Source organism: Pseudomonas wadenswilerensis, assembly GCF_024749185.1.
GTDB classification, from domain to species: domain Bacteria; phylum Pseudomonadota; class Gammaproteobacteria; order Pseudomonadales; family Pseudomonadaceae; genus Aquipseudomonas; species Aquipseudomonas wadenswilerensis.
Genome location: NZ_CP087191.1, coordinates 512,023 through 530,408, shown reverse-complemented (window position 1 = coordinate 530,408; position 18,386 = coordinate 512,023). Strand labels below are relative to the sequence as shown.

Here is an 18,386-nt window from a genome sequence, read left to right as displayed (position 1 = left end):
AGCGAATCAACCCATGCCCTGCGTATGAAAGGAATCAACCATGACAATTCAGCTTTTGCGCATCGATGCCACTCCCTCCAGCGTGGGAGGGCACTACTGATGCCAGTCTTTATCAGTTATCGCCACAGCGAACGCCTGGACGCCTTCATTATCAATGAACGGCTCAAGCTCGAAGGCATCAGTACCCAACTGGACCTGTTCGACAGTGGGGCACAGCAGACCACCGACGATATCAGCGGCATCATCCGCCGCAACATCAGCCAGTGCACTCATCTGATCGCCGTGCTCGCCCCCGAGACCGCCGATGCCTGGTGGGTACCCTTCCAGCTCGGCGCCGCCACCCTGGTCAACCGCCGGGTAGCCTTCTACCAGTGCGCAGAGGCTACATTGCCGGCGTATCTGGAAAAGTGGCCAACCATGACCAACCGCGAACACATCGACCTGTACGTTCGCGCCTACCATGACGAGCAGACCTTCAAGCGCTCCATTGACAGTGAAGCCTGCGAGGCCAATGCCACCAACCGCTCCAACGCCGACTTCTTCCATGCCGACCTGAAGGCCAAGATCCGCCGCGGCTTCTAGCCTGTAGCGCAAAAAAACGCCCGTGGGCATCGCTGCGCACGGGCGTTTTCACGCAAGCAGGCTTACTGCTTGTTTTCGTCCATCTTCAACACGCCGTCTTCGAAGATGTTCAGCTTCTGACGCAACTCCCGTGGCTGCATCGGCTCGGCCTCGGCCGCCGGGGCCTGCTCTTGCGTTGCACCCGGTGCCGGCGTCGCGGTGCCTGGCTGTGCGGCATCGGGGGCGGCAGGCTGGTTCTGCTCGCCTTCGATGGTGCGCTGGGCCTTCTTGGTCAGGACGATGATGTCGATACGGCGGTTGACCGGATTGAGCGGGTTCTGCCGGTCGAACAACGACGACGAGGCATAGCCCACCACCCGCGCCACCTGGGTATCCGGGTAGCCACCGGCGACCAGCGCGCGACGGGCCGCGTTGGCGCGGTTGGCCGACAGCTCCCAGTTGCCGAAGTCACCAGTACCGGCGTACGGCTTGGCATCGGTATGGCCACTGATGCTGATCTTGTTCGGCACCGCCTTGATGGTATCGGCCATCGCCAGCAGGATGTCCTCGAAGTACGGCTGCAAGCGCGCGCTGCCAAGGTCGAACATCGGCCGGTTCTCGGCGTCCATGATCTGGATGCGCAGCCCGTCCTGGGTGATCTCGAAGAGAATCTGGTCCTTGAACTTCTGCAGCTGCGGGTTCTCTTCGACTTTGTTCTGCAACTCCTGCAGCAGCAATTCCAGGCGCTCGCGCTCGACCTGCTCGGCCATGCTCTCGACCTTGTCCTGGTCCAGCTGCAGGCTGGTGTCAGGTGTCGGCTCGGACTTCACTTCCGGGTTAATGGTCTTTTCCGGGGCGAGTTGGGGCGAACCGCCCAGATCGATGATGTAGGGTGTACCGCTTTCGGAGAAACCGATCGGGTCCTTGAAATAGCCGGCAATGGCAATCTTCTGCTCGGGCGTGGCCGTCGACAGCAGCCACAGCACCAGGAAGAACGCCATCATCGCCGTGGCAAAGTCGGCGAAGGCAATCTTCCAGGCGCCACCGTGGTGGCCGTCGCCAAAGCGCTTGATGCGCTTGACGATAATGGGCTGATTATTTTCCATGGCTTAGCGACCGCGAACTGCTTGTTCCAGCTCGGCGAAGCTCGGGCGGTGGGCAGGGAAAAGCACCTTGCGCCCGAATTCCACGGCCAGCGATGGCGGCATGCCCGAGGCCGAAGCCACCAGCGAGGCCTTGATCGCCTCATAGACGTTCAGCTCTTCCTTGGCGTCATGGCGCAAGGACGTGGCCAGCGGGCCGAAGAAACCGTACGCGGCGAGAATACCGAAGAAGGTACCGACCAGCGCTGCACCGACGTGCAGGCCGATGGACTTCTGATCGCCATCGCCCAGCGAGGCCATGGTCACCACGATCCCCAGTACCGCGGCAACGATACCGAAACCCGGCATGCCGTCGGCGATGCCGTTGACGGCATGGGACGGGTGCTCGAGTTCTTCCTTCATGCTCAGCAATTCCATGTCGAACAGGCCCTCAAGCTCGTGCGGGGCCATGTTGCCGGTGGACATGATGCGCAGGTAGTCACAGATGAACGCGGTCATGCGTTCATCACCCAGTACCGCCGGATACTTGGCGAAAATCGGGCTGGCAGCGGCGTCTTCGATATCGGCTTCGATCGCCATCATGCCTTCGCGACGGGATTTGTTGAGAATCTCGTAGACCAGGCCCAACACCTCGATATAGAAGGTGTGGGTAAAACGCGTGCCGAACATCTTCAGCGACTTCTTGACTACATGCATGGTCATATAGCCAGGGTTGGCCTGGAGGAACGCACCGAATGCAGCGCCACCGATAATCAGCACTTCGAAAGGCTGGATCAGGGCCGCAATCTTGCCGTGGGAAAGTACATATCCGCCGAGCACACTCGCGAATACGACGATGATGCCGATAATTTTAGCCATAGATAGAAAGCACTTACTGTCGTGGTCAGGGTCGTGAGCGGAAGTTAAAAAAACTCTTCTTCTACTTATCGGCAGAACTGCGCCAGACTATAGTCAGTCAAGGCGAAAAGCCAGTTCGGCCTACCTCCAGCATGCCTATTGAAACCATCGTGCCAAGTCAAACACCAAAAACACTCGATGCCTGGGTCAAGCTCCTCGACAGCGTACGCTTGCCAGTTCCGCTGCCCAGTTACGAGCGCGTAAAAATCGCCATCGGCGATAGCCGCCGCTCGTTGCGCGACATCGCCGAACTGATGCAGGACAGCCCGGCACTGGTGCTCAGTGTCATGCGTGAGGCCAACCACCACAGCAATACCAGCACCGGCGAGGCAGCCGAGAGCCTGGAGGTCGCGCTCAACCGCCTGGGCCTGGCGCGCACGGCGGAGTTGCTGGAACGCCTGCCGGCCATGCCCGAGGGCGAGATTGCGCCAACCCTGCGTCAGTTGCAGGTTGTCAGCCAGCATGCCAGCCAGCAAGCCAACGGCCTGTTCGCCAGCCGCCTGGCGCGCCTGTGGCAAGAGATCCACTGGGGCAGCCTGTTGTTCCTCTCGCCGCTGTGGCCGCTGGCGCTGACTCATCCCAAGCTCCTTGATGAGTGGGAGCTGCGCGTGGTGCATAGGGGCGAATCGGCACCCAGGGTGGAAATAGAGCTGTTCGGCGTCCGGGTCATGAGCCTGTGCAAGGCCCTGGCCGAACACTGGCGCCTGCCGGATTGGGTAACACGCGGTTACCATTTGCTCCAGGAAGAGCGCCGGTTACTGGCCCAGGCGATCCTCATCGCCCGTGACCAGGACAGTCTGCACCAGCAACAGCACCTCGACGATCAGCCGAGCTTGCGCCGCTGGTTCAATCAGCCGGCCAATACCGTGCTACTGGCCAACGGCCTGGCCCTGGCCGCGCAGGTGGGCTGGACCAATCCGCACGTGCAGCGCTGGCAATTGCTCACCAGCCTTTACCTGCAAACTCCGCTGGACGACGTGCAGCAACTGGTGCACCAACAAGCCGCGATCAGCGCCCGTCATCACGCCTGCCCAGGCCTGTTCCACCCGGCCGAATCCCTGCTCTGGCCTTGGCATCAGCAACGCCTGCACCAAGGTCAGATCGCCCCTGCGCCCCCTTCGGCTCAAGCCCTGGGTATCTGGCGCAAGCTCTGCGGCGAGTTGCTGGCCGAGCCCAGCCCGTTCAGCAATGCCATCCACCTGACCACCCTTGCCCGCGACGCCCTGATCGCCTGCGGCATGCAGCGGGTGATGCTGCTGATGACCGACAAGACCCAGAGCCAGTTGCGGGTCCATCAGATTGCCGGCGTGCCGGCAGATGCCGCCAGCCTGGTGCTGCCCATCGACCAGAGCAAATTGCTGCAACGCTTGTTGAGCAAATCGGCGCAACTGCGCCTGACCCCGGAAAACCACGCCCAGTTCTCGGCCCTGCTGCCGGCCAGCCTGCGCGCACTGTTTCGCAGCGAGCACCTGTTGCTGCGCTCATTGTCGAGCAATGGCCGGGGGGTGATGCTGCTGGTCGCCGACCAGGGCGGCAAGCCATTGGCGGACGTCAGCGTGCAAGCCTTCGGCAAAACTGCGCAATGTATCGAGCGGGCCCTGACCACCTTCAGCAACCGCAGCGCCTGAGCCATGCGCTACAATCGCCCCCCTCTGTTCCGCTCTGGAGACTCTGGATGACTGACTTTTCTGGCTTGCCCCTGGTAATCGAGCCGGCTGACCTGCAAGCCCGGCTGGATGCGCCAGAGCTGATCCTGGTCGACCTGACCAGCGTTAACCGCTACGCCAGCGGGCATATTCCCGGTGCACGCTTCGTCGACCCGAAGCGGACGCAGCTGGGCCAGCCTCCAGCGCCGGGCCTGTTGCCGGCCAAGGCCGACCTGGAAAAACTGTTTGCCGAGCTCGGCCATAACGCCAATGCGGTCTACGTGGTCTATGACGACGAAGGCGGCGGCTGGGCCGGGCGCTTCATCTGGTTGCTGGATGTCATCGGTCATTGCCGTTACCACTACCTCAACGGTGGCGCTCAGGCGTGGCCGGCGAGCACCCTCAGCACTGAAGTACCGGCCAATGCCAGCGGCACGCTCAACCTGACCCTGCACGAAGAGCCAACGGCCACCCGCGAATACCTGCAAAGCCGCCTCGGCGCCGCCGACCTGGCGATCTGGGACGCGCGCAGCCCGGCTGAGTACCGGGGCGAGAAAGTCCTGGCTGCCAAGGGCGGGCACATTCCCGGCGCAGTCAATTTCGAGTGGACCGCCGGCATGGACATGAACGATGCCCTGCGCATCCGCAAGGACATGCCCGAGATCCTCGAACAGCTCGGCATCAGCAAAGACAAGGAAGTGGTCACCCACTGCCAGACTCATCACCGTTCCGGCTTTACCTACCTGGTGGCCAAGCATCTGGGCTACCCTCGGGTCAAAGCCTATGCCGGATCCTGGGGCGAATGGGGCAACCACCCCGACACCCCTGTCGAAGTTTAAGGAAACCTAATGAAATCCCGCTTGTTCATCATCAGCCAGTACCTGCTGCCTCACCACCTGCTCTCGCGCCTGGCCGGCTGCATCGCCGAATGCCGCGTGCGCTGGTTCAAGAACGCCTTCACCAGCTGGTTCGCCAAGCGCTACCAGGTGGACATGTCCCAGGCCCTGGTCGAAGACGTCACCGCCTACGAGCACTTCAACGCCTTCTTCACCCGCGCCCTCAAGCCGGGTGCGCGTCCGCTGGACGAAACCCCGGGGGCGATCCTCTGCCCGGCCGACGGTGCCGTCAGCCAGCTCGGCCCGATCGAGCACGGCCGCATCTTCCAGGCCAAGGGCCACAGCTTCAGCGCCCTGGAACTGCTGGGCGGCGACCCTGCCAATGCCGCGCCGTTCATGGGTGGCGAGTTCGCTACCATCTACCTGTCGCCCAAGGACTACCACCGCGTGCACATGCCGCTGGCCGGCACCCTGCGCGAGATGATCTACGTGCCGGGCCGGCTGTTCTCGGTCAACCAGACCACTGCCGAAAACGTTCCGGAACTGTTCGCCCGCAACGAGCGAGTCGTCTGCCTGTTCGATACCGAACGCGGGCCGATGGCCGTGGTGCTGGTGGGCGCGATGATCGTCGCCTCGATCGAAACCGTCTGGGCTGGGCTGGTCACGCCACCCAAGCGTGAACTGAAAACCGTGCGCTACGACGAAGCCAGCCGTGCGCCGATCCATCTGGAAAAAGGCGCCGAACTGGGCCGTTTCAAGCTGGGTTCGACTGCTGTCGTGCTGTTCGGGCCAGAGCAAGTGAAGTGGGCCGAAGAACTTGGCGCCGGCTCGGCGGTGAGCATGGGCCAGCGCCTGGCACTGCCGGCACAAGCCTGAAAATGAAAAAGCCCGCATCAATGCGGGCTTTTTCATACCTGTGGGAGCGGGCTTGCCCCGCGATGAGGCCGGTAAAACCAAATCGGTGACGCCTGGTCCGTCAGACGCGACCGTCGCGATCCCGGAAACCCAACAGGTACAGCACACCATCCAGGCCCAGGGTCGAGATCGCCTGCTTGGCCGACTGCTTGACCAGCGGCTTGGCCCGGAAAGCCACACCCAGGCCGGCAATCGCCAGCATCGGCAGGTCGTTGGCGCCGTCACCGACGGCAATGGTCTGCTCCATCTGCAGGCCTTCCTTGCGCGCCAGCTCGCCAAGCAGGTCGGCCTTGCGCTGGGCATCGACGATCGGCTCGACCGCCACACCCGTTACCTTGCCATCGACCACTTCCAGCTCGTTGGCGAACACATAATCGATGCCCAGCTTGGCTTGCAGTTGCTTGGCAAAATAGGTGAAGCCGCCGGAGAGGATGGCCGTCTTGTAGCCCAGGCGCTTGAGCTCGGCGAACAGCGTCTCGGCGCCTTCGGTCAGGCGCAGCGAAGCACCGATCTCGTCCAGTACGCCAACGTCCAGACCCTTGAGCAGCGCCAGGCGCTCCTTGAAGCTGGCACGGAAATCCAGCTCGCCGCGCATGGCCCGCTCGGTGATTTCGGAAACCTGCTCGCCTACACCGGCGGCCTTGGCCAGCTCGTCAATGACTTCGGCTTCGATCAACGTCGAGTCCATGTCGAACACCGCCAGGCGGCGGTTGCGACGGAACAGCGAATCCTGCTGGAAGGCGATGTCGACGTTCAGTTCCTGGGCGACGCTGAGGAACTCGGCGCGCAGGGCCTGCGGATCAGCCGGCTCGCCACGTACCGAGAACTCGATGCAGCCCTTGCTCTGCTCAGCCGGCGTATCCAGTGCCACACGACCCGACAGGCGATCGATATGGTCGATATTCAGACCGTACTTGGCCGTGATCGAGCTGACGCGCTGCAATTGTTCGGCAGTGACCTTGCGGGTCAGCAGGGTGACGATATGTCGGGCCTTGCCCTGACCTTCGACCCAATTCTGGTAGTCGGCTTCGGAAACCGGGGTAAAACGTACCTGCTGGTCGAGTTCGTAGCCCGCAAACAGGATGTTCTTGAGCACCGATGAGGCCTTCTCGGTATCCGGGATTTCGACCAGGATGCCAAAGGACAGGGTGTCGTGAATCACCGCCTGACCGATGTCGAGGATGTTCACACCACCCTGGGCCAGGACGCCGGTGATGGCCGCGGTAAGACCCGGGCGGTCTTCACCGGTGATGTTAATCAGAACGATTTCGCGCAAGACGGGCTCCGACTCATTGAAAAAAAGCGCATTCTACCGATTTTCGCTGACCATCGGGCGCAGTCGATACTTTGCCCGCCCCTGAGCGCTCGCTATACTGCGCAGCAACTTCTCCGACATAAAGAGCCGCGCTCTGTGAACCGGCCCACGCCCGTTAAGACCGACAACTTCTTCCTGCTGATCTTCCACGCCCTGCGCCAACGCCGAATACCGCTGGCGCTGCGTATCGCCTGCCATAACGTGTTCCTGGTGGCACTGGCGCTGGTGATCTACGCCTGCGTGATGGGCCTGCAGTTCAAGGAGGCCATGCATGAGCAAGCCGATGCCCTTGGGCAGAGCCTGACCACCCAGACTGCTACCTCGGCCACCGAGCTGCTGGTGTCCAACGACATCCTCAGCCTCAACGTGCTGCTCGGCAACCTGGTGAAGAATCCGCTGGTGGCCCACGCGGCGATCTACAGCGTCGACAACCGGATCCTCGCCGAAGCCGGCCAGCGCCCGAAAAACGGCCTGCTGGGCGAGGCCGAAGGCCTGTACCAGACCAAGATCACCTTCCAGGATGTAACTGCCGGGCAACTGCGCATCAGCCTGGACATGAGCCAGTTCCAGCAGCCGCTGACCATCAGCCTGCAGAGCATGGGCATCCTCGCCGGTATCCTGCTGGCCCTGGCATTGGCCATGAGCCTGCGCCTGGGTCGCTATATCTCCACGCCGCTGTTGCAGCTGCGGGTCTGGCTGCGCGACATCAACGAGTTCACCCCGGCGATCGAGCGCCAGGATGAAATCGGTGACCTGGCGCGCCAGCTGCACACGCGCCTGGCCCCGCCGCCACGGGAAGTCGAGCCGGAAGAAGAAGCCGAAGAATCCTTTGACGAGGATGAACCGGAGTTCGAAGTGCGCAACTTGCGTGACCCGAGCTTCGACGAACAACCTGCCGTGAGCAAGGCCGCCAAACCGGTAAAACCTGCGGCGGATGACGACAGCGATGATGCCTTCGCCGACCTGCTCGACGAAGACCACAGCGCCGCCCCTGCCCCGGCTGCCCCGATCAACCGCGAGCCACAGGCCAGCGCCGTGCTGGCGGTGCAACTGGGCTCCCAGGAGCAACTACGGCGTCTGCCACGCACGCGCTTGACCGAGCTGCTGGAACGCTACCGCGACTGCCTCGACCAGGCTGCCTCGCTGTATGAAAGCGAAGTGCACACCCTCAACGACGGCAGCACCCTGCTGTTGTTCCACAGCCAGGACAGCGGCGAGGACTACCTCACCAATGCCATCTGCTGTGGCGAGCTGCTGCGTGCCCTGGGTCATGCCCTGCAGATCGAAGTGGCTGACAGCGGCATCACCCTGCAGCTGCAACTGGGCCTGGCCCTGGGTGAAGACCTGCACGGCCTGAGCCAGATCGACCTGCTGCTGACTGAAAAGGCCCAGGACGCCCTGGCCCTGTCGCAGCACAGCCGCAACCTGCTGCTGGTCGAGCGCAAGATCAGCGACGATGCCCTGGTGCGCCAGCGCGCGCGCATTCGCCCGATCGCCAGCCCCGAAGGCGCCTGCTGTGTCGAGCGCTTGATGGAGCCGTATCCGTCGATGCTGGAGCGGCAATTGGCGCGGATGCATGAGCGCCGGGTCAAGAGCTGAGCCCCTGCTACACAAAAAGCCCGCAGTGATGCGGGCTTTTTTATTGCTGACCTGTGGGAGCTGGCTTGCCAGCGATAAGGACAGACCCGTGCTGGCTGACTTACGACCGCTTCACGGCCGATCGCTGGCAAGCCAGCTCCCACAGGTAGGATGAGCGCCCACAAAAAAGCCCGCATCACTGCGGGCTTTTTGTAACCACTCGACTCAGAAGCGGAACACTTCCAGATCAGTACGAATCGGCGTAGCCAAAGGAATCTTCGATTTCTCCGGCTCTTTACGCACCTGAACCGGCGCGGCCTTCTTCGGTTGTTCTTCAACCACTGCAGGCTGATTGGCCAGCGGCTTCAAGGCAATGCTCAACTGCTCGGCGAGCTTTTGCAGCAACTGGCCCTGGGCTTGAACCTGGGCAGACTCGCTACCCTGGTGCTGTTGCTCCAGGTGCACGATGCGGTTGTCACGGACCTGGCCACGGCGGTCCAGCAGGCGCCACTGGGCGTCGAGGATCGCTGGCTGGTTGGTACCGGAGTCCAGGCGGGTAATCGACAGCAGAACCTGTACATCCGGGGTAAAGCCGGTGCTGGCCGGGGCCAGGACCACGCGCTGGCTGTCCAGGCGCCAAGCGAGCTGACGGACCAGCAACTGGTCGATGTCTGCCGACAGGCTACCGGCCCAACGGCCATCGGTGGCTGCGGTCAGGCTACCATCGGCCTGACGCTGCAGCAGGGTCTCGCGTTGCAGGTAATCGGCGATCGACACAGGGCCGAGCACCACCGCCATGCCAGCGCTTTGCTTGGGTTGGCCAGGCTCACCGCTGTCGAGCTGATACAGGGATACCGGCTGGTGCATGCTGCAACCGGCCAATCCGAGCACGCCACACAGCAGAACCAACGGAAGGCGCAGAAATTTCATCATCCCATCCAGGCGGTCGCCACAAGGCAAACCGCAGTGATACTCATATAGATTCGTTTGGATACACAGCCACGCTGGTACCGCAAGGAGCCTATCATCCGCGAAATAGCGGCTCGACTCCAGTGTTTCAACCGCGAACGGGCACGAAAATACCCGTTCAGGCTGTCTAACCCGGCTTATCCGGGTATTTCGACCAACAGCGCGTCAACCCGCTGGAAGCCACGGGGCAGCTTGTTGCCACGGCGCCCGCGCTCACCCTTGTAATGTTCGAGATCGTCGGCCTTGAGAGACAGGGTACGCTTGCCGGCCTGCAATACAAGCGTCGCACCGTCAGGAATGACCGCCAGATCGGTAACAAATTCTTCACGCGAGGCGACCCGGTCACCCGGGATACCGATGATCTTGTTGCCCTTGCCTTTACCCAGCTGCGGCAGGTCGCTGATCTTGAAGATCAGCAGCCGACCTTCGGTGGTCACCGCTGCCAGCCAGTTATGCTCACGGTCGGCCACGGGCCGCGGCGCAATGACCTTGGCGCCATTCGGCAGGCTGAGCAGGGCTTTACCGGCCTTGTTCTTGGCCTGCAGGTCTTCGCCTTTGACCACGAAGCCGTAGCCGGCGTCGGAGGCGATCACATACAGGGCGTCATCTTCAGGCAACAGCACGCAATCGAAGCTCGCGCCCGGCGGCGGCGTCAGCCGGCCGGTCAGCGGCTCGCCCTGGCCACGAGCCGATGGCAAGGTATGGGCGGCCAGCGAGTAGCTGCGGCCCGTGGAGTCGATAAGCACGGCAAACTGATTCGAGCGCCCGGCGGCGGCGGCTTTGAAGCCATCGCCCGCCTTGTACGACAACCCCGTGGCGTCGATATCATGACCCTTGGCGCAACGCACCCAGCCCTTCTCCGACAGCACCACGGTGACCGGCTCGGTCGGCATCAGCTCGTTTTCCGACAGGGCCTTGGCTTCGGCACGCTCGACGATTGGCGAACGGCGGTCGTCGCCATAGGTTTCGGCATCCTTGATCAGCTCGGCTCGTACCAGCTTGCGCAGCTTGGTTTCGCTGCCGAGCAGGGCGGTCAACTTGGCTTGTTCCTTGGCCAGCTCGTCCTGCTCGTTGCGGATCTTCATCTCTTCCAGGCGCGCCAACTGGCGCAGACGCGTCTCGAGGATGTACTCGGCCTGGGTTTCGGTCAGGTCAAAACGGGCGATCAGCGCGGCTTTTGGCTGGTCCTCGGTACGGATGATGTGGATCACTTCATCCAGGTTGAGGAAGGCTACCAACAGGCCTTCGAGCAGGTGCAGGCGGCGTTCGACCTTGTCCAGGCGGAATTTCAGTCGGCGGCGCACCGTCTGCACGCGGAATTCCAGCCACTCGACCAGCAGCGCCCGCAGGTTCTTCAACTGCGGGCGGCCGTCCAGACCGATGATGTTGACGTTTACCCGGTAGCTGGACTCAAGGTCGGTAGTCGCGAACAGGTGCTGCATCAGCTCGTCGAGGTCGACCCGGTTGGAACGGGCGATGATGACGATTCGGCACGGGTTCTCGTGGTCCGACTCGTCGCGCAGGTCGGCGACCATCGGCAGCTTCTTGGCCTGCATCTGTGCGGCGATCTGCTCCAGCACCTTGGCCCCGGAGACCTGGTGCGGCAGCGCGGTGACGACGATATCGCCGTCCTCGATGCGATACACCGCGCGCATGCGCACCGAACCACGGCCGCTTTCGTAGATTTTCAACAGCTCGGCGCGCGGGGTGATGATCTCGGCTTCGGTCGGGTAGTCCGGGCCCTGGATATGCTCGCAAAGCTGCTCGACCGTGGCCTTGGGCTCATCGAGCAGACGCACGCAGGCCGAGGCGACTTCGCGCAGGTTGTGCGGCGGCACGTCGGTGGCCATGCCCACGGCGATACCGGTGGTACCGTTGAGCAGGATGTTCGGCAGACGCGCCGGAAGCACCGCAGGCTCGTCGAGGGTACCGTCGAAGTTCGGCACCCAGTCTGCCGTGCCCTGGCCCAGTTCGCTGAGCAGCACTTCTGAGTAACGCGACAGGCGTGCCTCGGTGTAACGCATGGCAGCGAAGGACTTCGGATCGTCCGGCGCACCCCAGTTGCCCTGGCCATCGACCAGGGTGTAGCGGTAGCTGAACGGCTGCGCCATCAGCACCATGGCTTCGTAGCAAGCCGAATCGCCATGGGGGTGGAACTTGCCGAGCACGTCACCGACGGTACGCGCCGACTTCTTGTGCTTGGAGTCGGCGTCCAGGCCCAGTTCGCTCATGGCGTAGACGATGCGCCGTTGCACCGGCTTCAGGCCGTCGCCGATATGCGGCAAGGCCCGGTCCATGATCACGTACATGGAGTAGTTGAGGTAGGCCTGTTCGGTGAAGTCAGCCAGTGACCGGCGCTCTACGCCATCGAGGCTGAGATCAAGGGAGTCGCTCATGCGGGCCTCATCATTTCAGGTTCTGGCGCAGCAGCAAGGTGCCGCCACGCTGGGTAAATTCGAGTTGTTTCAGGGCACTCATGCCCAGTAATACCTGTTCGCCATCCAGCCCCGGCACCACCAGCGCGCGCACATTGCGCAGGAGGATATCGCCCAGTTGCAGCTGATCCAGCCGCGTGCGGTAGCCCTGGGTGCGGCCATTGGCGGTACTCAGCATCACCGGCGCACCGCGCTCCAGGCCAAGCTTGCCGGCCAGGGCTTCGGGAATCGCCACGTCGGTCGCCCCGGTATCGAGCAGAAAATGTACCGTCTGACCGTTTATCCGGCCATCGGCGACGAAATGTCCCTGGCCATTACCGGCCAGCTGCACTTCGATGTAACCCTCGCCATGTTGCGAGGTGACCACGGCATTGGGGTTGGCCTGACGCTGTTCCCACTCGCCGAAAAAGCGCGTGGCCAGGAACAGACCGGCCGCCCAGGCGAGGATCAGCAGTATCCGGCCTGCACGCTTGCCCGGCGGCTGGCTCACGATTTGGCACTCCAGCCACCGGCCGGCGCGGCAAAGCGCCAGACGATCGGTCGCGATTCGCCGTCCTGGCGGGTCGCACCGTTGTTGTCCAGGCCGATCCAGGCGCCCTTGTCATCGATCACCAGCGCTTCGGCCAAGCCAAAGGGTTGTGAGTAACGCCGAGGTTCGGCCAGGGCATCGGCGGCAAATGACCAGCAGCGTTCGACCTTGGCAGTCTGCGCGTCCCGCCGGCAGATCCGGTAGGCATTGCGTTCCAGGGTAAAGAGCTTGTCGTTGAACAGCGCCAGGTCGGCAAAGTCCCGCGCGACCGGGCGCGGCTTGGCCATCTGCGGCGGTTGCATCTCGACCCCGGCTTCGCTGAGCAGCACGCAGCCGTTGCCACAGTTCCAGGTGGTTTGCTGGCGATTGATCAACAGCAGGCCACGGCGCTCGCGCTCGGCCGCCAGCCAGATACGGTCACCGGCCGGGCTCACCGCCAGGCCTTCGAACAGCGCGTTGAAATGCAACAACATGCCGCTGGCCCGCGCCTGGCGGACCATGCTCGAGTCGATCTTCAGCCAGTTGGGCGCGCCCTCCACCGGGACCTGCAGCACTGCCGCATGGGCTTCGCTGACCAGATAGTGATTGCCGGCGGCATCGCAGCTCAGGCCTTCGAAATCCAGCTCGCCGCCGCGCACCTGCGAAGCGGCCCAGGTACGCGAACGCAAGCCCCACGGCAAGCCGCTTTCCGGTACCGGTGGTACCTCCATGTGCAGCGCTTGCGCTTGCCACACGGAGGCCGAGGTATCCAGGCGGTAGAGCAGCTCGTCGTCACGGTCAGAAACCGCCCACAGGCCGCCACGGCATTCGCTCAAGCCGGACAGGTTGCCGCCGCGCATGCCTTCGACCGGGTGCTCGGCGACCAGCTTGAGTTCAGGCCACGGCGCTGCCAGTGCGGGAAGCGTCAACAGCGCCAGTGCTGCAGTCAGGGCCAGACGTATCAAGCCAGGACCTCGGCCAGGTTACCTTTGGATTCCAGCCAGCTCTTGCGATCGCCGGCGCGCTTTTTGGCCAGCAGCATGTCCATTATCTCGCGGGTGCCGTCCAGATCGTCCAGGGTCAGCTGGACCAGGCGCCGGGTGTTCGGGTCCATGGTGGTCTCGCGCAGCTGCGGCGGGTTCATCTCACCCAGGCCCTTGAATCGAGTGACCTGCGGCTTGCCGCGTTTCTTCTCGGCCACCAGGCGGTCGAGGATGCCGTCGCGTTCGGCTTCGTCGAGGGCGTAGTAGATTTCCTTGCCCAGGTCGATGCGGTACAGCGGCGGCATGGCTACATACACATGGCCAGCCTCGACCAGCGGGCGGAAGTGCTGGACGAACAGCGCGCAAAGCAAGGTGGCGATGTGCAGGCCGTCGGAGTCGGCGTCGGCGAGGATGCAAATCTTGCCGTAACGCAGCTGGCTCATGTCGGCAGCGCCGGGATCGACACCAATGGCCACGGCAATGTTGTGCACTTCCTGGCTGGCAAGCACTTCGCCGCCATCGACTTCCCAAGTGTTGAGGATCTTGCCGCGCAGCGGCAGGATGGCCTGGAACTCTTTGTCACGCGCCTGCTTGGCCGAACCACCTGCCGAGTCACCCTCGACCAGGAACAGCTCGGCGCGCATCGGGTCCTGCCCGGCACAGTCAGCCAGCTTGCCAGGCAGTGCCGGGCCCTGGGTGACGCGCTTGCGCTCGACCTTCTTGCTCGCTTTCAGACGCCGGCCGGCGTTGTTGATCGCCAGTTCTGCCAGTTGCATACCCAGCTCGGGGTGGGCGTTGAGCCACAGGCTGAAGGCATCCTTGACCACGCCGGAAACGAACGCGGCGGCCTCGCGGGAGGACAGGCGCTCTTTGGTCTGCCCGGAGAACTGCGGCTCCTGCATCTTCATCGAGAGCACGAAGCTGATGCGCTCCCAGACGTCTTCCGGCGCCAGCTTGACGCCGCGCGGCAGCAGGTTGCGGAACTCGCAGAACTCGCGCATGGCATCGAGCAGGCCCTGGCGCAGGCCGTTGACGTGGGTACCGCCCTGGGCCGTGGGAATCAGGTTGACGTAGCTTTCCTGGACGCTGTCGCCGCCTTCGGGCAGCCACAGCAGGGCCCAGTCGGCGGCTTCCTTGTTGCCGGCCAGGCTGCCGCAGAACGGCTCGTCGGGCAGGCGCAGGTAGTCGCTGACCGAATCGACCAGATAGGAACGCAGGCCGTCTTCGTAGTGCCACTCGACCTTCTCGCCGGTGCCTTTGTCTTCGAAGCTGACCAGCAGCCCCGGGCACAATACGGCCTTGGCCTTGAGCACATGCTTGAGGCGGCTGATGGAGAACTTCGGCGAATCGAAATACTTCGGGTCGGGGGCGAAATACACGCTGGTGCCGGTGTTGCGCTTGCCAACGCTACCGACCACTTCCAGCTCGGTGGCCTTGTAGCCATCGGCGAAGGTCATCTGGTACTCGTTGCCGTCGCGCTTGACCTTGACCCGCACCTGGCTGGACAAGGCGTTGACCACCGAAATACCGACCCCGTGCAGACCGCCGGAGAACTGGTAGTTCTTGTTGGAGAACTTGCCGCCGGCGTGCAGTTTGGTGAGGATCAGCTCGACCCCGGAGACGCCTTCTTCAGGGTGGATGTCCACCGGCATGCCGCGACCATCGTCGGACACTTCCAGGGAATGGTCGGCGTGGAGGATCACCTGCACCGACTTGGCGTGCCCGGCCAGGGCTTCGTCGACACTGTTGTCGATCACTTCCTGGGCCAGGTGGTTCGGCCGGCTGGTATCGGTGTACATGCCCGGGCGCTTGCGCACCGGGTCAAGGCCGGAGAGGACTTCGATGGCGTCTGCGTTATAGGCACTAGCGCTGGGAATGGCCATGGGTTCTCGTCGTCAGTCGTGGGTGAAAATAGGTTATCAAAATACAGAAAAATCGAGCGTTTGATACTGCTGCGGGGCAATACCGGCAAAGCTCAGCAGGGTCGGCAAGCGTTCGGCAAAACCCTGGAAGCTATGGTCGCCACCGGCCTGGATGCGCAGCGCGCAGGCGCGGTAGAACTGCTCGGCCTGGCGGTAGTCCAGGGTTTCATCGGCGGTTTGCAGCCACACCTGAAAGCGCCCAGCATCGATCGGCGCTGGCACTTCCAGTTCGGCCAGGGCCTGCACGTGGTCCAGGGTCAGTTCCCAGGTTTCGCCGGTGTAGAGGTTCTGCTGGGGTCCCAGGTAGCCGTCGAACAGCCGGTGCGGGTTGACCGCCGGATTGATCAGCAGGGCCTTGAGCCCGTGGCGCTCGGCCAGATGGGTGGCATAGTAGCCGCCGAGCGAGCTGCCGACCAGTAATGGCGATTCGAGCTCGGCAATGGCAGCTTGCAGCTGGGCGATGGCCTGGCGCGGGTGATGATGCAGAGCCGGCACCCGCAGACGCTCGCCCAGCCCCAACTGCTCCATGACCGCTACCAGCTGGCAGGCCTTCTTCGACGACGGCGCGCTGTTGAACCCGTGAATATAGAGAATCGAACCCGACATGCCGCCCCCGATGCGCCTTGAGTGCCTGGAACGCCAGGCAGGAAAGCGCGCATTTTAGCCTGTTCGACAGCAGATGGAGCAGTTTCAGCGATTTGGCAACACTCTAGTAGCCGTCGCCTTCGTAATCGACAGTGAATTCGAAGCCAGTCACCCGCGACACGCCGGTGTCGATCGAGCCATCCGGCTGCAGGCGCAGCCAGCGGTAGCCGGGGGCCTGCTCGCCAACCTTGAAGTCTTCACTGCGCGGCTCGAACTGGATGCAGGTCGACGGTGAGGCCAATAGCCGCACGCCGTCGCGAACCTGGTCCCATTCCTGGTGGATATGCCCCCAGAGCAAGGCGCGCACCTGTGGATAACCTTTGAGTACGGCAAACAGCGCATCAGCGTTGCGCAAGCCGATCGGCGCCATCCAGGCGCATTCGATAGGCACCGGCTGGTGATGGAAGCAGATCAGGTGATGGCGTTCGGGCGCTTCGCTCAAGGCCTGCTCAAGCAAGCGGAGCTGCCCGTCATCGAGCAACCCCGGCACCGAACCCGACACTGCCGAGTTGAGCATCAGAATTCGCCAGTTGCCCATATCCACCACGGGATCGAGCAGCGCGGTGCCCTGCGTCGCCTGCTCCATCGGCAACGGTTCGTCATGGTTGCCGGCAAGCCAGCGTGCCGGGGCCTGGAGGCTGGCGGTCAGGTCACGAAAACAGGTGTAGGACTCCACCGAGCCATCCTGGGACAGGTCACCGGTGGCCAGCACCAGGTCGATCCGCGGTTGCTCGTCGCGCACCCGTTCAATCACGCGCTGCAGGCTGTCGCGGGTGTTCATGCCCAGCAGCGTGCCTTGCGGGTCGGCAAACAGATGACTGTCGGTCAGTTGCACCAGGTACACCGGCGCGTCGCGAAGTGGGATCGATGGTTGCGGCAAGGGCCGACTCCTTGAACGGATTCAGCGCGATTATGGCGGCTGGCGGGCTTTGCGCAAATACTCGAAAACGACCGCCATCACATTTCAGCGAACGACGGCCAGCTCATGGCCACAGGCCAGGCAATGGCTCAGCCACTCACCGAGGAACAGATTGAGCTGGGCTTTTTCGTCCGGCTGGTGCATGGCGGCATTGGGGTACGGATAGATGCTGCGAAAACGCCGGGCGTGCTCGGCGCTGACCACCTCGGCCATGCGCGCGTCGTGGTAGACCTGCACCTCCAGCTGCGGCACCGGCAGCCAGGGCAAGCTGTGCTCCTGGCGCACGCGCAGGGTAGTGGTGTAGGGGCAGGCGAGCACTACATCGAGAACCAGGACGCCGAGCATCTGGTCGCCTTGGGTCATGCCGATCCGGCGCGAGCTCTGGGTGCTGCGCATGTCGGGCAACAGGCGCATCAAGCGCGCATAGTTGGCCTCGCAGGCAGCCTGCAACCCGACCAGATCGACCCGGTAGCGCTCGCGCAGCAGATTCACGACCATAGCCCCCTTACTTCAGCGCGGTTCAAGGCCAGCCATTGCAAGGCAATGATGGTTGCCGCGTTGGCAATTTTGCCGTCGCGCACGGCCTGCAGCGCATCCTCGAACGCCCAGACCTTGACGCGAATATCCTCGCCCTCTTCCTCCAGCCCGTGCAGGCCTCCGGCCCCAACGCTGCTGCAACGGCCCAGATAAAGATGCACAAACTCGTCGCTGCCACCCGGTGACGGAAAATATCGGGTCATCGGCCACAGCGTACTGAACACAAGCCCAGCTTCCTCCTCGGCTTCGCGGTGCGCAACTTCTTCCGGTTGCTCGTCCTTGTCGATCAGACCGGCGACCAGTTCGATCAGCCAGGGGTTTTCGACCTTGCCCATGGCGCCGACCCGGAACTGCTCGATCAGTACCACTTCATCGCGCTGGGCATCGTAAGGCAGCACGCACACAGCATCGTGACGCACGAACAGCTCGCGGCTGATCTCGCGGCCCATGCCTCCGGCAAACAGCTCGTGGCGCAGACGCACCTTGTCGAGCCGGTAAAAGCCCTTGTAGCAATTGACCTGATCGATGATCTCGACCTTGCCGGGCGTTGCGTTGTTGAACGTGTCTGACATGGGAATCCTCATTACCTCATTTACCGCATCGCGCCATCCTAACCT

17 protein-coding genes are annotated in these 18,386 nt (G+C 63.0%); 5 read left to right on the top strand and 12 right to left on the bottom strand.

Annotated features, from left to right (window positions below):
• Window positions 1-99 precede the first annotated feature (99 nt).
• Window positions 100-582, top strand: a complete 483-nt coding sequence (locus LOY45_RS02355; RefSeq protein ID WP_115089112.1) for a TIR domain-containing protein — start codon at window positions 100-102, stop codon at window positions 580-582.
• 62 nt (window positions 583-644) lie between these two features.
• Here LOY45_RS02355 and motB read toward each other — a convergent pair whose 3' ends face one another.
• Together motB and motA are read right to left on the bottom strand one after the other, a co-directional pair.
• Window positions 645-1,667, bottom strand: coding sequence for a flagellar motor protein MotB (motB, locus tag LOY45_RS02350; protein ID WP_258578693.1), 1,023 nt, complete (start codon window positions 1,665-1,667; stop codon window positions 645-647).
• 3 nt (window positions 1,668-1,670) lie between these two features.
• Window positions 1,671-2,522: a flagellar motor stator protein MotA gene (motA, locus tag LOY45_RS02345; protein ID WP_115089116.1), complete on the bottom strand. Its 852-nt coding sequence runs from the start codon at window positions 2,520-2,522 to the stop codon at window positions 1,671-1,673.
• A gap of 131 nt (window positions 2,523-2,653) precedes the next feature.
• On the opposite strand from motA, the gene LOY45_RS02340 reads away from it, so the two are divergent.
• From LOY45_RS02340 to asd, 3 genes are read left to right on the top strand one after another with little or no spacing between them, the layout of a single operon-like run.
• Window positions 2,654-4,189 carry an HDOD domain-containing protein gene (locus tag LOY45_RS02340; protein ID WP_258578692.1) on the top strand — a complete coding sequence of 512 codons (1,536 nt, stop codon included), beginning with the start codon at window positions 2,654-2,656 and terminating at the stop codon, window positions 4,187-4,189.
• 47 nt (window positions 4,190-4,236) lie between these two features.
• Complete coding sequence (locus tag LOY45_RS02335; RefSeq protein ID WP_115089120.1) at window positions 4,237-5,046, top strand: rhodanese-like domain-containing protein; 810 nt, start codon at window positions 4,237-4,239, stop codon at window positions 5,044-5,046.
• A 9-nt stretch (window positions 5,047-5,055) separates the two neighbouring features.
• Window positions 5,056-5,919 (top strand): archaetidylserine decarboxylase, encoded by an 864-nt coding sequence (asd, locus tag LOY45_RS02330; protein WP_115089122.1) that lies wholly within the window; start codon window positions 5,056-5,058, stop codon window positions 5,917-5,919.
• 100 nt (window positions 5,920-6,019) lie between these two features.
• Here the strand turns inward: asd and serB are convergent, their stop codons facing one another.
• Window positions 6,020-7,234, bottom strand: a complete 1,215-nt coding sequence (gene serB, locus LOY45_RS02325; RefSeq protein WP_134064532.1) for a phosphoserine phosphatase SerB — start codon at window positions 7,232-7,234, stop codon at window positions 6,020-6,022.
• Between the two features lie 135 nt (window positions 7,235-7,369).
• On the opposite strand from serB, the gene LOY45_RS02320 reads away from it, so the two are divergent.
• Window positions 7,370-8,872 (top strand): HAMP domain-containing protein, encoded by a 1,503-nt coding sequence (locus tag LOY45_RS02320; protein WP_115089128.1) that lies wholly within the window; start codon window positions 7,370-7,372, stop codon window positions 8,870-8,872.
• Window positions 8,873-9,076: 204 nt separating this feature from the next.
• Here the strand turns inward: LOY45_RS02320 and LOY45_RS02315 are convergent, their stop codons facing one another.
• The 9 genes from LOY45_RS02315 to LOY45_RS02275 all read right to left on the bottom strand — a co-directional run bounded on the left by LOY45_RS02315 (window position 9,077) and on the right by LOY45_RS02275 (window position 18,341).
• Window positions 9,077-9,781 carry a PqiC family protein gene (locus LOY45_RS02315; protein WP_115089130.1) on the bottom strand — a complete coding sequence of 235 codons (705 nt, stop codon included), beginning with the start codon at window positions 9,779-9,781 and terminating at the stop codon, window positions 9,077-9,079.
• 176 nt (window positions 9,782-9,957) lie between these two features.
• Window positions 9,958-12,216 carry a DNA topoisomerase IV subunit A gene (gene parC, locus LOY45_RS02310; RefSeq protein WP_115089132.1) on the bottom strand — a complete coding sequence of 753 codons (2,259 nt, stop codon included), beginning with the start codon at window positions 12,214-12,216 and terminating at the stop codon, window positions 9,958-9,960.
• Between the two features lie 10 nt (window positions 12,217-12,226).
• On the bottom strand, window positions 12,227-12,745 hold the full coding sequence (locus tag LOY45_RS02305) for a retropepsin-like aspartic protease family protein (protein ID WP_038997467.1): 519 nt from the start codon (window positions 12,743-12,745) through the stop codon (window positions 12,227-12,229).
• Window positions 12,742-13,728: an esterase-like activity of phytase family protein gene (locus tag LOY45_RS02300; RefSeq protein WP_115089134.1), complete on the bottom strand. Its 987-nt coding sequence runs from the start codon at window positions 13,726-13,728 to the stop codon at window positions 12,742-12,744. The genes LOY45_RS02305 and LOY45_RS02300 overlap by 4 nt, the downstream gene beginning before the upstream one ends.
• Entirely contained in the window at window positions 13,725-15,629 is a 1,905-nt protein-coding gene (parE, locus tag LOY45_RS02295) for a DNA topoisomerase IV subunit B (RefSeq protein ID WP_115089136.1), read from the bottom strand. The genes LOY45_RS02300 and parE overlap by 4 nt, the downstream gene beginning before the upstream one ends.
• Before the next feature lie 36 nt (window positions 15,630-15,665).
• A complete protein-coding gene (locus LOY45_RS02290; protein WP_115089138.1) occupies window positions 15,666-16,274 on the bottom strand; it encodes a YqiA/YcfP family alpha/beta fold hydrolase in 609 nt (202 codons plus the stop codon).
• Between the two features lie 103 nt (window positions 16,275-16,377).
• Window positions 16,378-17,193 carry a 3',5'-cyclic-AMP phosphodiesterase gene (gene cpdA / locus LOY45_RS02285; RefSeq protein WP_115089140.1) on the bottom strand — a complete coding sequence of 272 codons (816 nt, stop codon included), beginning with the start codon at window positions 17,191-17,193 and terminating at the stop codon, window positions 16,378-16,380.
• A gap of 84 nt (window positions 17,194-17,277) precedes the next feature.
• On the bottom strand, window positions 17,278-17,730 hold the full coding sequence (locus LOY45_RS02280) for a DUF1249 domain-containing protein (RefSeq protein WP_045193762.1): 453 nt from the start codon (window positions 17,728-17,730) through the stop codon (window positions 17,278-17,280).
• Window positions 17,721-18,341 (bottom strand): NUDIX domain-containing protein, encoded by a 621-nt coding sequence (locus LOY45_RS02275; RefSeq protein WP_115089142.1) that lies wholly within the window; start codon window positions 18,339-18,341, stop codon window positions 17,721-17,723. The genes LOY45_RS02280 and LOY45_RS02275 overlap by 10 nt, the downstream gene beginning before the upstream one ends.
• Between the last annotated feature and the right edge of the window lie 45 nt (window positions 18,342-18,386).

What these genes read in the sequence shown, in the direction of transcription:
- LOY45_RS02280 (WP_045193762.1), bottom strand. Translation starts at nt 17,730, where the DNA reads ATGGTCGTGAATCTGCTGCGCGAGCGCTACCGGGTCGATCTGGTCGGG.
- LOY45_RS02335 (WP_115089120.1), top strand. Translation starts at nt 4,237, where the DNA reads ATGACTGACTTTTCTGGCTTGCCCCTGGTAATCGAGCCGGCTGACCTG.
- parC (WP_115089132.1), bottom strand. Translation starts at nt 12,216, where the DNA reads ATGAGCGACTCCCTTGATCTCAGCCTCGATGGCGTAGAGCGCCGGTCA.
- motB (WP_258578693.1), bottom strand. Translation starts at nt 1,667, where the DNA reads ATGGAAAATAATCAGCCCATTATCGTCAAGCGCATCAAGCGCTTTGGC.
- asd (WP_115089122.1), top strand. Translation starts at nt 5,056, where the DNA reads ATGAAATCCCGCTTGTTCATCATCAGCCAGTACCTGCTGCCTCACCAC.
- LOY45_RS02290 (WP_115089138.1), bottom strand. Translation starts at nt 16,274, where the DNA reads ATGTCGGGTTCGATTCTCTATATTCACGGGTTCAACAGCGCGCCGTCG.
- motA (WP_115089116.1), bottom strand. Translation starts at nt 2,522, where the DNA reads ATGGCTAAAATTATCGGCATCATCGTCGTATTCGCGAGTGTGCTCGGC.
- LOY45_RS02275 (WP_115089142.1), bottom strand. Translation starts at nt 18,341, where the DNA reads ATGTCAGACACGTTCAACAACGCAACGCCCGGCAAGGTCGAGATCATC.
- LOY45_RS02315 (WP_115089130.1), bottom strand. Translation starts at nt 9,781, where the DNA reads ATGAAATTTCTGCGCCTTCCGTTGGTTCTGCTGTGTGGCGTGCTCGGA.
- LOY45_RS02340 (WP_258578692.1), top strand. Translation starts at nt 2,654, where the DNA reads ATGCCTATTGAAACCATCGTGCCAAGTCAAACACCAAAAACACTCGAT.
- LOY45_RS02355 (WP_115089112.1), top strand. Translation starts at nt 100, where the DNA reads ATGCCAGTCTTTATCAGTTATCGCCACAGCGAACGCCTGGACGCCTTC.
- parE (WP_115089136.1), bottom strand. Translation starts at nt 15,629, where the DNA reads ATGGCCATTCCCAGCGCTAGTGCCTATAACGCAGACGCCATCGAAGTC.